At 36.1% G+C, this 14,578-nt stretch carries 12 protein-coding genes and 1 pseudogene; 3 read left to right on the top strand and 10 right to left on the bottom strand.

Translation table 11 applies throughout. The features are described 5' to 3' along the window. Nucleotides 1-462: 462 nt before the first annotated feature. From ACQKNX_RS21240 to ACQKNX_RS21225, 4 genes are all read right to left on the bottom strand, one after another. Complete coding sequence (locus ACQKNX_RS21240; protein ID WP_427430562.1) at nt 463-1,308, bottom strand: methyl-accepting chemotaxis protein; 846 nt, start codon at nt 1,306-1,308, stop codon at nt 463-465. 20 nt (nt 1,309-1,328) lie between these two features. Continuing rightward, a complete protein-coding gene (locus ACQKNX_RS21235) occupies nt 1,329-2,783 on the bottom strand; it encodes an aldehyde dehydrogenase family protein (RefSeq protein ID WP_427430561.1) in 1,455 nt (484 codons plus the stop codon). 456 nt (nt 2,784-3,239) lie between these two features. Then, complete coding sequence (locus ACQKNX_RS21230) at nt 3,240-4,022, bottom strand: SDR family oxidoreductase (RefSeq protein ID WP_427430560.1); 783 nt, start codon at nt 4,020-4,022, stop codon at nt 3,240-3,242. A 17-nt stretch (nt 4,023-4,039) separates the two neighbouring features. Further along, complete coding sequence (locus tag ACQKNX_RS21225; RefSeq protein ID WP_427430559.1) at nt 4,040-4,810, bottom strand: SDR family NAD(P)-dependent oxidoreductase; 771 nt, start codon at nt 4,808-4,810, stop codon at nt 4,040-4,042. A gap of 140 nt (nt 4,811-4,950) precedes the next feature. Between ACQKNX_RS21225 and ACQKNX_RS21220 the strand changes: the two genes are divergently transcribed. Continuing rightward, the gene (locus tag ACQKNX_RS21220) at nt 4,951-5,544 is read left to right on the top strand and encodes a TetR/AcrR family transcriptional regulator (protein ID WP_427430558.1); all 594 of its coding nucleotides are present in this window, start codon (nt 4,951-4,953) and stop codon (nt 5,542-5,544) included. Nucleotides 5,545-5,648: 104 nt separating this feature from the next. Here ACQKNX_RS21220 and ACQKNX_RS21215 read toward each other — a convergent pair whose 3' ends face one another. Both ACQKNX_RS21215 and ACQKNX_RS21210 read right to left on the bottom strand, forming a co-directional pair. Continuing rightward, nucleotides 5,649-6,632, bottom strand: a complete 984-nt coding sequence (locus ACQKNX_RS21215; RefSeq protein ID WP_427430557.1) for a bile acid:sodium symporter family protein — start codon at nt 6,630-6,632, stop codon at nt 5,649-5,651. A gap of 11 nt (nt 6,633-6,643) precedes the next feature. Further along, the gene (locus ACQKNX_RS21210; RefSeq protein WP_427430556.1) at nt 6,644-8,029 is read right to left on the bottom strand and encodes an FAD-binding oxidoreductase; all 1,386 of its coding nucleotides are present in this window, start codon (nt 8,027-8,029) and stop codon (nt 6,644-6,646) included. A gap of 224 nt (nt 8,030-8,253) precedes the next feature. On the opposite strand from ACQKNX_RS21210, the gene ACQKNX_RS21205 reads away from it, so the two are divergent. Further along, the gene (locus ACQKNX_RS21205) at nt 8,254-8,964 is read left to right on the top strand and encodes a FadR/GntR family transcriptional regulator (RefSeq protein ID WP_427430555.1); all 711 of its coding nucleotides are present in this window, start codon (nt 8,254-8,256) and stop codon (nt 8,962-8,964) included. A gap of 290 nt (nt 8,965-9,254) precedes the next feature. Here ACQKNX_RS21205 and ACQKNX_RS21200 read toward each other — a convergent pair whose 3' ends face one another. Then, on the bottom strand, nt 9,255-10,337 hold the full coding sequence (locus tag ACQKNX_RS21200; RefSeq protein ID WP_427430554.1) for a LuxR C-terminal-related transcriptional regulator: 1,083 nt from the start codon (nt 10,335-10,337) through the stop codon (nt 9,255-9,257). A gap of 147 nt (nt 10,338-10,484) precedes the next feature. Between ACQKNX_RS21200 and ACQKNX_RS21195 the strand changes: the two genes are divergently transcribed. After that, nucleotides 10,485-11,378 carry a 3-hydroxyacyl-CoA dehydrogenase gene (locus ACQKNX_RS21195; protein ID WP_427430553.1) on the top strand — a complete coding sequence of 298 codons (894 nt, stop codon included), beginning with the start codon at nt 10,485-10,487 and terminating at the stop codon, nt 11,376-11,378. Between the two features lie 242 nt (nt 11,379-11,620). Here ACQKNX_RS21195 and ACQKNX_RS21190 read toward each other — a convergent pair whose 3' ends face one another. From ACQKNX_RS21190 to ACQKNX_RS21180, 3 genes and pseudogenes are all read right to left on the bottom strand, one after another. Next, nucleotides 11,621-12,829 (bottom strand): MFS transporter, encoded by a 1,209-nt coding sequence (locus ACQKNX_RS21190; protein WP_427430552.1) that lies wholly within the window; start codon nt 12,827-12,829, stop codon nt 11,621-11,623. Between the two features lie 429 nt (nt 12,830-13,258). Beyond that, nucleotides 13,259-13,418: pseudogene (locus tag ACQKNX_RS21185) on the bottom strand (IS5/IS1182 family transposase); the annotation flags it as partial. Nucleotides 13,419-13,896: 478 nt separating this feature from the next. Beyond that, complete coding sequence (locus ACQKNX_RS21180) at nt 13,897-14,547, bottom strand: TetR/AcrR family transcriptional regulator (RefSeq protein WP_427430551.1); 651 nt, start codon at nt 14,545-14,547, stop codon at nt 13,897-13,899. Nucleotides 14,548-14,578: the final 31 nt, after the last annotated feature.

Here is a 14,578-nt window from a genome sequence, read left to right as displayed (position 1 = left end):
GTATAAATTTCGGAAAATTATTACTTCGATATAGCTTTTTTTCGGCGGCTCATGTATAATACTCCCGTTTTTATACTTCTGTCAAGTTGTAGACGATATTGCAGAAGAATAAGTTTCGTTTCTCTCTATAAAGGAAATTCTTGACATAAAAACACCCTGAAAACGTTAGTTTTTACTAACATTTACAGGGTTGAATTTTCCTTTTTATTTCTATTAAGTTCAACCACTTTCCAGCCTAAAAATATTTGTTGGTTGGTTCAGTTGTCCAAATTTCTACTATAATAGAACCAAGCCTTCTGATTTATCATCAAACAGTTTTTCACCAACTTGAGCACGCTGTTAGCTTAATAAACTAATAACGTTCGTCAAAAATCCTGGTATTAAACAGCATGTAGGATTATAAAAAAGATTAAAGACACGCTCTATTTCCTTGAGCTCATCTTTAATCTTTCAAATTTCTATCTATTTTTTTTCTTTATCATATAAAATCTCTTCAGCAAATTGTGCTAATTGTTGAGCTTTCAAGCTTATTTCTTGAATCGTTGAAGAAAACTCGTAGATTGAACCCGATTGCGTATCTGTTAATGTGTTGACTTCTGCAAATGATTGATTTAACACTTTTAGAAGCTGTTGAATATTTTTTGTAATATGATTAATTTGATCTGCATTTTGCTTCGAATTTGTAGCAAGCTTACGTATTTCATCGGCAACTACTGCAAATCCTTTACCATGTTCGCCTGCACGTGCAGCCTCAATTGCCGCATTTAAACCTAATAAATTACTCTGATCTGAAATTCCTTTTACTACAGAAGAAATCTGACCAATTTCCTCCGCACTTGAACTCACATCTTTCATTGAAGAGGTCATATCTTTCACGCGGTCGGATAAATTGCCTACTGAGCCACTAATTTCTTCAATAGAAGCAGCCGTTTGCTCTACAATCGCAGAGAAACTTTCAGCCATTTCAAATAGTTTATGGGCCTTTTCCAAACTTGTTCCAATGCCAACACCACCAATTACTTTCCCAGTACTGTCGTGAAGCGGGATAGCTCTTGCAACAAGTGGGAAGCCGAATAATTCTTTCGGTATAACTGCTGATAAAGATTTATTCGCTTTAATCGCATTTGTGATTACATCACCTTCAACAAGTGGATCCCCTGGCGTAACATTTAAAGCGAATGTCTTCGCTGGAATATTAATAATTAATTTCTCAGTATCGTAAATGCCTACCGTAATATCGTCTTGAATAAGCCCATTTAACAAAGGAGCTACTTTAATAAACGCGCTAATTACATCTGCTTCTTGCATATTTTCCGACCCCTTTGTCCTTAATAAGGTAAAATTCTTTTGCTATAGTTTACAGAAATCCATTTTAACGTTGTAAACTCTTCAAGGCTCCATTCTCCGTTTAAGCGACCGATACCTGATTGTTTTTCACCACCAAATGCAACATTTGGTTCATCATTGATTGTTAAATCATTTACATGAATCATACCTGTATGTACTTTCTTAGCCATTTCTACACCACGTTCAAGGTTAGCCGTATGAATTGCACCGCTTAATCCAAAACGAGTATCATTTGCGATTTGAATAGCTTCTTCTTCCGTTTCGAATGGAATAACACAAACAACTGGGCCAAATAGCTCTTCTTGTGCCACACTCATGTCTGTTGTTACATCTGCTAAAATAGTTGGCTCTACCATTCTACCTCTAATATTACCTTTAATAATGGCTTTCGCACCTTCAGCAATGCCTTTTTCAATCATTGCTTCTAGGTTAGCTGCTTGGCGGTCATTAATGACTGGGCCAATGATTGTTTCAGGATCTCTTGGATCACCTACTTTTAGTGAAGAAACTTTCGCTACATACTTGTCAAGGAACTCATTGTAGATCGATTTCTGCACTAAAATGCGGTTTGCTGACATACAAATTTGCCCTTGGTGTGTGAATCGACTAAATGTCGCAGCACCAACTGCGTAATCCATATCTGCATCTTCTAATACGATAAATGCACTATTGCCACCTAACTCTAATAATGGCTTTTTGAAATTTTTAATCGCTACTTGACCAATGTAACTTCCTACCTTTGTTGAGCCTGTAAAGGAAATAATTCTTGGAATCGGATGCTCAACAAATGCATCCCCGATTTCATTAATATTCGTTACAACAACATTCATTAATCCTTTTGGTACACCAGCCTCTTCAAAAATCTTACCAATTAATGTTCCACCTGTAATAGGTGTATCTTCATGAGGCTTTAAAACAACAGCGTTCCCAGCACCTAATGCAGGTGCTACAGATTTCATTGATAAAAAGAAGGGAAAGTTAAATGGACTAATGACGCCAACAACGCCTGCTGGAATGCGATATAGTCTGTTTTCTACATCATCGATTGTTGAAGGTAAAATCTTACCCTCCATACGAATTGGGAATGTTGCAGCCTCTTTAATAATATTTTTAACAAGACCAATTTCAAAAGCAGCCTTTAATCTTGTCCCACCTAATTCATCCATAATAATCGCTGTAATGGCCTCTTCGTTTTCTTCAATATATTTCACTGCATTTTCAAGAATATCGCGCTTTTTATATGGGTTTACTTTGTCCCATTCTTGCTTAGCTTGTTGCGCGGCTTGATATGCATCATCAATATCAGAAACGTTTGCTAATTTAAATTCTGTTATTACTTCATCTGAATAGGGATTAATGTCATGTAAAAGGCTATTACTTTGTCCTTCTCTCCATTTCCCACCTATAAATTGATTTCCTAAATTTTTAATATCCATTTTATAACCTCCAAATTTAATCAATGTGTGTAATACAAATATCGACAAATATTTAGAAAAATTTATAAAATAACAAAAATTTTGTAGGTTTTTCTTTCTAATTACAGCTTACTCAGATTATGCTTTGTCCCTATTTTTAAAATTCCCCATCTACAAAAAGTACCTTATTGCTTTAAATTTCTTTTCTTTATATAATCTTTTTTACTCATTACATTTGACTCAAATTCGCTCAAATTGGTAATGATAGGCGCTCTTCCTCATCTTACTGATAGCCCAAAAGCCCCTTCTCCTTACACACGGCGAATATCTGACTATCTGTATTTATTGTTAGTTAGTATTTATTTCAGGATGTTGATAAATCCGTAAAACAATTTAAAAAAGAGAAAGGTGAAATTGAACATAGTCAATTTCACCTTTCTTGCTATTGGAGATTGCTATCGTAGCGCTCCAACATAATTAGTATTTATAAGATTGTCCACCATCGATTGGCACAACAACACCATTTATGAAGTCTGCTTGGTTAGAAAGTAAGAAGGCAACTAAGTAACCAACCTCTGCTGGTTTACCGAAACGGCGCATTGGGTTTGGTTTGACGAATTCTTTACCTACCTCTTCCCAATTATCTCCACCAATTTGACGTAAAGAGCCCTCTACCATCGGAGTCATTATGGCACCTGGTGCGATTGCTTTAATAGAAATACCAAATTGTCCATATTCAATTGCCGAGTTACGTGTTAATCCGACAACACCATGTTTAGATGCTGCGTAGCCTGATTGATTTCCAACACCGCGAATACCACCTACAGATGCTGTATTGACAATTGAACCTGCCCCTTGTTCTTTCATTACTTTTAAGACGTATTTCATGCCGTAGAATACACCATTTAAGTTAATAGACACAACTTTTTGGAACTCATCAATACCAAAGTCTTCTGTTAAATTTTGTTTTCCTTCGATGCCCGCATTGTTAAAGAAACCGTCAATTTTGCCGAACTTTTCTACAGTCGCATCTACAAAACCTTTGACAGCATTTTCATCTGCTACATTTGCTGCAATTAATAACAGTTCAGCCTGTGGTGAAACAGCTAACACCTTTTCTTCTGTTTCTTTTAAACCCGCTTCATTCAAGTCGACTAATACTAGTTTAGCACCTTCTTGTGCTAATTGAAGTGTTGCTGCTTGTCCAAGACCAGATCCTGCACCTGTTACAATGACTACTTTCTCTTCAAAACGTTTCATATTCTATTCCTCCGTTATTAAATATTATATAGTGACCCATCTACTGTGTAAGATGAAGAACTTACATAAGATGCTTCGTCTGATAGTAAAAATGCAATGACATTGGCTACTTCATTTGGTTCACCATAGCGCTTCATTGGCACTGCATCTTGATATGCAGATTGCGCTGCTTCAGCGGCCCCTGGTGCAACTTTTGCCTCAATCTGGCGCATCATTTGTGTATTAATAACCCCAGGATTGACTGTATTCACTCGCACATTATATGGAGCTGCTTCTAATGCAGCTACTTTATTAATGCCCATAAGAGCATGTTTTGACGAATTGTATAGCATCATATTTGGCGAACCAATTAATCCAGCAACAGAAGCTGTATTGACAATTGAACCTGCTTTTTGCTGTTTCATAATTGGCATTACATATTTTAAACCGTAGAAAGCACCTTTTACGTTAATGCTATATACGAAATCGAATTCTTGTTCAGTAATTTCTTCTAAAATTTTTGCTGGACCTTCTACCCCTGCGTTATTTGCAAATCCATCAATACGACCAAATTTTGATACAGTTTGATCAACATAATTTTTTACTTCTTCCTCTTTAGAAACATCTGCCTTTAAAGTCAGTACGCGATCCTCACTTAAGTTAAGCTCCTCTGCAACCGCTTTCACAGCAGCTTCATTTAAATCTACTAGCGTTAACTTAGCTCCTTCATCTGCAAGCTTGCGAGCAATCTCTTTACCGATACCTCCTGCAGCACCTGTAATAATGACAACTTTGTTTTCAAATCTCATTTTTTGTACCTCCCCTAAAGATTGTTGTTACATTTATAGTTTAATCCGTTGCACTTTCTGTAAGCCATCCTTAATATTTGCTATAATGTCGAAGAAACCAACACTTTTTATCAATCTGTCTAATGTAGGAGATAAATTTGATGAAATCTAATTCCAGTCAAGCTTTACGGACAAAGCATTTCTTGAAAAAGGCATTTATTGATATGGTCCATAAAAAGGGATTTAGTGCTGTTACCGTGAAGGATATTGTAGATTATGCTCAATATAATCGGACAACCTTTTATGTGTACTATCAAAATATAGATGATCTTGTTAAAGAGTTAATGGAAGAAATGTTTGAAGCTATCCAATATAACAGCATGTCTAAGTATGAAAGTAATAGTCGTGTGAAAGTACAGGATTTGACTACTAATTCCTTTGAATTGTTGTATTACATTTACGATCACCGTGATTACTTCACATTATTATTGTTAGAAGATACGTTACCTCGTATCCACCATCAACTGCCTGAAGCGATTTTTAATTTGCTCAAAGATAAGTTTGATATTCATTACGGCGTGTCGGTTGTTGATGATCATTCCCAAAAGCGCTATATGGCTTACGGGACAGCCGGTTTGATTTTGGACTGGATTGCACAAAATTTTGATGCGACACCTGGTGAAATGACAGAGCGTCTCAATCGAATTTTCAACACCTTTGCAAGAGGCTTTATTATAAAAGAAATCGATAGTTAACAAACAAAAGAACGAATTCCACCCGTCGGAAATTCGTTCTTTTAATTATTATTAAGCTAACTTCACCTATGCAACATGGAAACGAACACTTTAATTTTTTTCTTTTAAATATGTGTTCCGACGTTGCTTTCCTGTATGTTTTTACTAAGATGATTCTCTACGTTCTCTGTTTTTTTCGACCAATACGTGGCTAAAATTGGACCAGAAATATTATGCCATACAGCACCAAGAACACTCGGTAAGGCAGCTAACGGACCAAAATGGGCAGTCGCTAACGCCACCCCAAGACCAGAGTTTTGCATACCTACTTCAATTGAAATAGCTCTTCGATTACTTTCATTTAGTCCTAACAAAAGCGCTGTTAAATAGCCCAGTAGCAAACCGAATGCATTATGAAGCATTACTGCCGTAAAAATAATAAATCCAGCTGAAGCAATGCTATCAACATTTCCAGCAACAACCGCAGAGACAATAATGATAATTGCAACTACAGAGATAAGAGGAATGACGTTGATGCTTTTTTCTACAACTTGTGGAGCAACTCGTCTTATAACAATACCTAGAATAATAGGCAAAATAATTACTTGAATAATGGAAGTAAACATTGCCATTGGATCTACAGGCATCCATTTACCTGCAAGTAAAAGTAGAATTAATGGTGTTGCGATTGGGGCTAGTAACGTCGAAAAAGATGTCATTGTAATGGATAACGGTACATTACCTTTAGCTAAATAAACCATAACGTTTGAAGCAGTACCCCCTGGAACAGAACCGAGAAGGACTAGTCCCGCAGCTAATTCCGCTGGTAAGTTCATAATATAAGCAATTAAAAAAGCTGTAAGCGGCATAATAATATATTGAGCACATACACCAATGATGACTGGTAATGGATTCGTTAAAATCAATTTGAAATCAACCGCTTTTAACGTCAGCCCCATGCCAAACATAACGATGCCTAGCAAAATCGTAATATATCCTCCAAATATTAAAAATGGATCAGGAACTATAAAGGCAATAACAGCTATACAAATAACCCATACGGCAAAGTATTTTCCCGCTATCGTACTAATGGCTTCTAAAATTTTCATATTTCCACTCCCTATTTCTTTATTTTTAATATTTTATTTGGATTCAAAAGAGCGTCAGGATCAAGCGCTTGCTTAATCTTTTCCATCACAAGCAATGCTTTTCCATGTTCTTTCTCTTGATATTTCTGTTTCCCGATACCGACACCATGCTCTCCTGTACAAGTACCCCCTCGTTCAAGTGCATACATTACAATCAATTCATTAAATTCATCAGCTTTTTTTATTTCATCACAATTATTCATATCAATCATTAAAAGAACATGGAAATTACCATCACCGACGTGGCCTACAATCCCCCCTGTAAGTGCTAACAAATTAAGGGCTTCTCTTGCATGTTCAATTGCCCCTGCTAACTCTGAAATCGGTAAACAAACGTCAGTCACCATAAGCTTTTTCCCTGGGTGTCCATGGACATAGGCGTAAGCTAAATTATGACGAGCTTCCCACAGCTGATTGCGAGCTGCATTATCGGACTCAAATTCAATATTTTCACAATTGTGCTCCCCTACAATTTCTTTCATAAAGTCAACGTCTTGCTTTAAGCCAGCTTCATTTCCATGGAACTCTAAAAATAATGTTGGTTGCTCCTCATAAGCTGTTTTACTATGCAAGTTCACTTGTTTCATCGAATGCTCATCAACCAGTTCTACTCTTGCAATTGGAATTCCCGCTTGTAAAATACTAACGACTGCCTCGACAGCATCATTGACTGTTTTGAAGGATGCTCGAGCAGCCATTTCATGTTCAGGAAGCCCATAGACTTTTAGCGTCAATTCAGTGAAGCAACCAAGCGTTCCCTCAGACCCTACAAATAGACCATTTAAATGATAGCCAGAGGATGATTTTTCTGCTAAATTCCCAGTATGAATGACCTCACCATCTGAAAGAACAACCTCTAAATCTCGAACTTGGTCGCGCATAACTCCATATTTAACAGATGTTGTTCCACTAGCATTTGTTGCTGCCATCCCCCCGAGTGTTGCATCTGCTCCAGGATCGACAGAGAAAAACAATCCATATTTTTTCAATTCTTTATTCAACTGAGAACGCGTTACCCCTGGTTGAACTTTTACGAGAAAGTCCTTCTCCCTCACTTCTAAAATTTTGTTCATGTTGGAAAAATCAATTGTTATCCCGTGGTCGTAAGGGATAACATGCCCTTCTAAGCTTGTTCCTCTACCAAATGGCACTATTGGTACTTTGTATTGGTTTGCTATGTTTATTGTCTTACTCACTTCTTCCGTCGTTGTCGGAAACACAACTATATCTGGAAGACTGACACTATGATAGGATTCATCACTACTATGTTGTTCTAAAATTGTTTGATTGATCGTTACTTGGCTTTCTGAAAGAGCACATCGTAGAGCATTTACTAATTTTTCATTTGTTGCAATCATTTAATTCTCCCCTTTTTACTCTCATTCCTTCATGTTTTTCGTTGTTTAAAACAAACATATCATACCAATTTATTAAACTATTATATTGGTCCAACCATTATTATTATACTTAATATTCTGAAAATATCAATAATTATTAATTTTCTTTAATTGATAACGATGAAGTATTTCTGTATGATTAAAGCGTTTATAATAATAGGTAATTGAGGGGAAGGACATAGGTAATGCTGCAACCAAGAAAAAAAGCCTATCAAATAATTGTTGATCAAATAAATGAATATTTTTTAAATGGGGAATTACAACCTGGAGAAAAACTCCCGACAGAAAGAGAATTAGCGAGTCGGTTTAATGTTAGTCGAACATCAGTTAGGGAGGCACTTCGGAAGCTTGAAATAAATGGAATTATTGAAATTAAACAAGGCAGTGGCAGCTTTATTAAAACACAGGAAAGCCATTCATTAGGACAAGAGCTTTCATCTACAATCTTAAAAACTGAAAAAAAATTAGTATATGAAATGTTAGAGCTACGCCAGACACTTGAAGTAGAATGTGCTTTTTTAGCTTCACAACGTGCCACTTCCGAAGACTTAGAACGCATTGGTCATGCATTAGAAATGATGGATCAAGTTAAAAATGATGTGGAACTAGGCATACAAGCTGATCTCAGTTTCCATATTAATATTGTTCTCGCCTCACATAACTCAATCTTCTCGCAATTGTTCCAAACCCTTAGCGAACATATGCAAGATACAATCCGCGTTACCCGAACACAACGCTTGAAAGATGTAGAACGTACGCAAGAGACTATTGATGAACATAAAGGAATTTACTTGGCAATCGCAGCTGGCGATGCAAATCAAGCTAAACAACTTATGGAAAAGCATATTAAGCAAATAAGAAGAGAATTGACAGAATCACTTTTTAATCATATTTGAGAACTAATCAAATAAAGCGCCCTACTCGTTGATTGGAGCGGAGGACGGGCGACTCCTGCTCAGGACGCACAGTACGTAAGACGCAACAGACCGCGCGTTAGCGAGGGTTGCGGCTTACGGTGTGCCCGCGGAAAGCGCCCGTTCGTAGCGGAAATCAACGGCAGGAGACATCACTTCTATATTAATTTTAAATAAAAAAAGGACTATAGACAAACTCGAAAATCTTCGAGTTTGTCTATAGTCTGAACGAAACTTCTCTTAGGATTCTCCCTTTCATTCATAGCTTTCATTTATTCTAAAACAGCCATTCGAAAAGCCGTCGCAATGATTTGTGTACGGTTTTTTGCATTAAATACAGTTAAAAGCTTTTGAATATAGTCACGAATTGTGTACTCACTGACAACGAGAAGCTCTGCCATTTCTTTATTACTGAATCCTTCCGCTAATAAAAATAAAACCGCCAAGTCTTTATCCGTTAACTTTAAGTCATGCAGTAGCCGTTGTGTACTGCGTGTACGTGAAAAGTAACAACCCAATAAGTTCCCTGCTTCTTCAAGTAATTGCATTTCTTCTTCATTATATGAAAAAGGCGTTCCACATTGGTCAAACGTTAACCAACCAAATAATTGTCCATTTTGCTGTATTGGAATAAAAATAATTGTAGATACATTCAATAATTTAATTGCAATAGGATTTATATATGGTGCTGGTTGCTCTAAATAGAGTGGCTTCTTAATAGCGAAAACGGGCTCATCTTCCAGCTTGCCTTTTAGCATTTGTACTTTGTGTAGCTCAGAGCCGTATACACCTGAAAATTCATTGAGCCATGGATTATAGCTATGAAAAGTAACTCGTTGATAGCCGAAGTTTTCCTGTGCTTTCGTTAAAATAGTTGGCATATGATCTACTCCATCTAATTGAACGAGCAATTTACTAAAGTGCTGTAGCTTAAGCAAACTCTCTACACTCATGTCAGCCTTTATCGGAGATTGTACTACTTTGCTGTTTATAAGACGTAATACATCTAGTACTTTTTCGTGATACATTAACATTTCATCTGTATATGGATGCTTAATTTGGACAAGGACATCTTTTGTTGCGTAATAAGACAATGAAGGAAATGTTGTTAGCAATTTTTCTGGTAAAAGTCGACTATGCATTGTCGCCCAGTTAATTAGCTCCTCCCGTTGAATCGTTTTATTTTTTAACTGACCATTTAAAAATGTCAGCCAAGAACGGTACCAATAACCAATTTGAATAATTTCTTGCTCACTTAACTCTTTTCTAGATTGCAAATGCTTATTCCACGCATAGGCAATATCTTGATGATGAATTTTATGAAACAATACATATTGAAAGTTTATTTTAGTCATAGTACACCTACATTTACATGTTCATTTTGAATTAATATACCCTTAATTACAGGTATCTTTGCATTTACTCTATCATTTACACTCTAAATGTAACAACTTTATTTTGTTTATATAAGGGTATTCTAATCAAGAAATGAGGTTCTAAATATGGAATTTAAAAAAATATTAGTCGCAGGTAGTGGAGTATTAGGAAGTCAAATTGCTTTTCAAACTGCGTTTTTTGGATATGAAGTAAATGTATATGACATTAACGATGATACAATTGCAACAGCGAAACAACGCATGGAATCGTTATCAAACACATACGGAGATTATTTTAATGATTCTGCACGTGCAGCTACAGCGTTAGAAGGTTTATCATTTTACACAGATTTAGCACAGGCGGTATCTGATGTAGATTTAGTTATCGAAGCAGTACCAGAACGTATTGAAATTAAACAATCATTTTATGAGCAACTAGCAAAAGTAGCACCAGCAAAAACTGTTTTCGCATCAAATTCTTCCACTCTGTTACCTAGTCAATTTGCACAATTTACAGGACGACCTGAGAAGTTTTTAGCTTTACACTTTGCAAATACTATTTGGAAAAACAATACAGCCGAAGTGATGGGGCATGAAGGAACTGATCCACAGTACACTGAACAAGTAGTTGAATTTGCACGTACTATCGGCATGATTCCATTCCATTTAAAGAAGGAACAACCAGGCTATATTTTAAATACACTATCTGTACCCTTTTTAAGTGCAGGTATGGGGCTTTGGGCAAATGAAATTGCAGATCCACATACAATTGATAAAAACTGGATGATTTCAACTGGTTCACCGTTAGGTCCTTTCGGGTTTCTAGATATAGTTGGCATGGAAACACCATATAACTTAAATGTGATGAAGGCAGATATTGATCCAATGGCAAAAATCATAGCGGAAAAAATTAAATACGAGTATATCGATTTAGGGAAAATGGGTGTATCTTCAGGGGAAGGTTTTTATAAATATCCTAATCCAGCCTATCAGGATAAAGATTTTCTCAAACAAAATTAATTAGGGGCAAAAGAGAAAAAGTGTTAGATTGACTACATCAATCTAACACTTTTTTGCATCACCGTTGATGTCCGCTACGGCGATGCTTTCCGCGGGCACGTAAACCTAAGAACAGACAGCGCCCTCAAGGATGTAGCGATTTATTCTAGACAACAACTTTCGAAAAAAAATCTATAATTTCAAAAAAACCACCAATTAAAACGCAAATGCATTTCAATTGGTGGATAAATAAACTTCCGCTGTTATATAGTTTCACTGACATTCCCTATATTATCTTTTTTAAGCATTAGCATGACAATAAAGGAAATACAATATAAACCTGCTAAGTAAAGCATCGCAACTTGCATATCATAACTTTGTAGAATATAGCCGACAAGAATTGGTGAAAAGCCGCCTATAGCTCGACCAAAATTGAAAATTGTATTTGTTGCGGTACTTCGAATTTGAACGGGATATAGACTACCAATCAACGCTCCATATCCGGCAAACATACCATTTGAGAAGAATCCGACAATTGCACCACCTATTAGGACACCAACACTACCCGTAGCATAAGAGTATAAAAACACAGCACATGCTGAGGCAATAAGGAAGGCGCCAAAGGCACGCTTTGCGCCAAATCGATCTAGGAATAGTCCAAAGGTTAACATACCGATAATCATGCCAACCGCTGTACTAATTGTCCAAATGGCAGAACTTGAAACAGATAAACCTTGTGACTGTTGCAACATCGATGGTAACCAAATCATTAATCCGTTATAACCGGCAATTTGAACAGTTGCCATTATGATTAAAGAGATTGTTGTAATCGCTGTTCGTGGCGTTTCAAACAATTGTACCAACTTACCCTTTTCATCTTTCTTACTAGCCTTTTTATTTTTCTGAGCAGCGAGCCACTCAGGAGATTCATCTAAATTTTTTCTTACGATAAAGGCAAAAATAACAGGTACTACACCAACAAAGAATAATGCTCGCCATCCTAAAGTAGGCAATATGATGGCACTTAGTAATGCTGCTAAAATAACACCATATTGAGCACCTACACTGACATATGAAGACGCACGCCCTTGTTTATTTTTCGGCCAAGCTTCTGCAACAAGTGCCATACCAATACCATATTCTCCTCCGGCACCTATTCCTGCGATAAATCTAAATAGGTACACTTGTTCAATGCTAGTGGCTAATCCTGTTAAAGCCGTACCAATTGCAAACAAGATGACGGTATACGTAAAGACCTTTACCCTTCCATATTTATCTGCTAAAACGCCGAAAACAATTCCTCCTAATAGCATCCCTACATTCGTTATAGAAGAAATAAGTCCTCCCGTTGCTAAATCAATGTTAAATTCTGCAATAATCATTGTCATCGCAAATGAGATAAACATGATGTCCATGCCTTCTAATGTTAAACCAGCTACCGATGCGACCACGGTTTTTTTTCGATAATCCATTCTACTCTCCTCCAGTATGTTCTAGATGAAATAAATCTCTTTTATTTACGAATGAATGGATGTATCTATATAAATATAACGTTTCCATTCTCCTTTTAAGCCTCACTGGACTTCCTTTAAAAGAGGTACGTTAGTTGTGTAATCACAGCTAAAATGTGCAAAATAAATGCCCTTTCGTCAGAACAGACAAAAGGGCATGAATAAACAAAGATATTACTAGCATAATAACTTAAAGTATCATATAGCCCTTTTCAGCCTCTCTGGACCGTATTAAAGGTAAATTATTTCAAAAGATATCTTAGCAAAATTATTTATATTTTCATACAAGAAAATTTTGGTAAAAATTTAATTAAGTCTGTTCTAGTAATGCTTTCAACTCATATAAATATATTTGAATAGTTGCTGCCACGAAAAAAACACTAGTCAAAATACGCATAATGGTTTTTGAACTTTTTGGACGATTTTTTCAACAAGTAGCTGCAATACATGACTATCGTGCACATTTCCAGGAGTCACGATGGTACCTCTTTTCATCTGTCGCTGCATGAAATGAATACACAAACTGCTTTGTCCGTTCATCTTTAACATACTAACCACTCTTACTTGGACGCCTTAACGATGAATAGAGGTTTTCCATTAATGGATAGATAAACGAACAATTAATCGCTGCCTCTAGTTTTCAATCCAAATGGTCTTGTTGCACCAATTGGTCAATTGTCAGCATTGCTAATTGTTTGCAATCATTGATTTGATTCTTCGTCATCATTTTCCAGCACCGCAATAGATTATTTTATTTACAGTAGACTGCTAGCAATACATTGGAGTGGAAGGCGGGCGACTCCTGCGGGAACACACAGTACGTAAGACGCAACAGACCGCCCGTAGCGGAAATCAACGGCAGTCGTCATCACTTCTATATTAACTTTAAATAAAAAAAGGACTGTAGACAAACTCTAAAATCTTCAAGTTTGTCTACAGTCTGAAAGCAGCTATTGCTGCTTTTTTTGTGGAAGAATATATATTTTATTTAAAACTATTTTTACGAAGGAACATTAAAATACCTTTTACTAATGAAATTGCCCAAGCCCATTTAATATAAATAACACAACTTCTTCAATTTCCTTTTCGCTAACGGAATGTTTATTTAAAAACACAAGATTAGAAACAAAGAATCCTCCAATTACTGTGCTCAACATTTTTATAATTGATTCGTTTGATATGTCTTTGATGTCACCACGTTGTTTGAATATCTCTATTACTTTTATTAAGCGTTCAGTTGCTACTTTTGAAATGTATGGAAATAATTCATTTCTAAGTTCCTCTTTATAAATCATTTCCTTTATGACTACCTGAAATATTTCTCTGTTTTCCGAGAGAAAGGTAATGCGATTAATTAAAAAAGCTCTTAAAAAATCTTCAAATGAACGCTCATCATCCATAAGTTCCCCAATAAGTTCATCTGCCATCGTAGGAAAAAATTCCTTTAGAAAAGGTACCATTATAGCTAGCAATAAATTTTCCTTGGTTCCATAATGCTTAAAAATAGTTCCTTCTGCAACGCCCGCTTTTTTTGCTATTTCAGAAGTCGATGTATTTGAATATCCCTTTTCGGCAAATGTAGCAATAGCAACCTCAATAATTTTCTTTTGTTTAACAGTTTGTTTATTGGATTTTTGAAGAATTTTAGCTACTTCATCCATTAGATTATTATTTTCCATTCGATCCACCATCTTTGCTTAACACTTATCG

The organism is Lysinibacillus sp. NPDC093712 (genome assembly GCF_050280025.1).
Classification (GTDB): Bacteria; Bacillota; Bacilli; order Bacillales_A; family Planococcaceae; genus Lysinibacillus.
This window is presented reverse-complemented; position numbering and strand designations above follow the sequence as displayed.

Excerpts from the sequence above, each read along its gene's own strand:
- ACQKNX_RS21240 (WP_427430562.1), bottom strand. The coding sequence starts at position 1,308 with ATGCAAGAAGCAGATGTAATTAGCGCGTTTATTAAAGTAGCTCCTTTG.
- ACQKNX_RS21235 (WP_427430561.1), bottom strand. The coding sequence starts at position 2,783 with ATGGATATTAAAAATTTAGGAAATCAATTTATAGGTGGGAAATGGAGA.
- ACQKNX_RS21230 (WP_427430560.1), bottom strand. The coding sequence starts at position 4,022 with ATGAAACGTTTTGAAGAGAAAGTAGTCATTGTAACAGGTGCAGGATCT.
- ACQKNX_RS21225 (WP_427430559.1), bottom strand. The coding sequence starts at position 4,810 with ATGAGATTTGAAAACAAAGTTGTCATTATTACAGGTGCTGCAGGAGGT.
- ACQKNX_RS21220 (WP_427430558.1), top strand. The coding sequence starts at position 4,951 with ATGAAATCTAATTCCAGTCAAGCTTTACGGACAAAGCATTTCTTGAAA.
- ACQKNX_RS21215 (WP_427430557.1), bottom strand. The coding sequence starts at position 6,632 with ATGAAAATTTTAGAAGCCATTAGTACGATAGCGGGAAAATACTTTGCC.
- ACQKNX_RS21210 (WP_427430556.1), bottom strand. The coding sequence starts at position 8,029 with ATGATTGCAACAAATGAAAAATTAGTAAATGCTCTACGATGTGCTCTT.
- ACQKNX_RS21205 (WP_427430555.1), top strand. The coding sequence starts at position 8,254 with ATGCTGCAACCAAGAAAAAAAGCCTATCAAATAATTGTTGATCAAATA.
- ACQKNX_RS21200 (WP_427430554.1), bottom strand. The coding sequence starts at position 10,337 with ATGACTAAAATAAACTTTCAATATGTATTGTTTCATAAAATTCATCAT.
- ACQKNX_RS21195 (WP_427430553.1), top strand. The coding sequence starts at position 10,485 with ATGGAATTTAAAAAAATATTAGTCGCAGGTAGTGGAGTATTAGGAAGT.
- ACQKNX_RS21190 (WP_427430552.1), bottom strand. The coding sequence starts at position 12,829 with ATGGATTATCGAAAAAAAACCGTGGTCGCATCGGTAGCTGGTTTAACA.
- ACQKNX_RS21180 (WP_427430551.1), bottom strand. The coding sequence starts at position 14,547 with ATGGAAAATAATAATCTAATGGATGAAGTAGCTAAAATTCTTCAAAAA.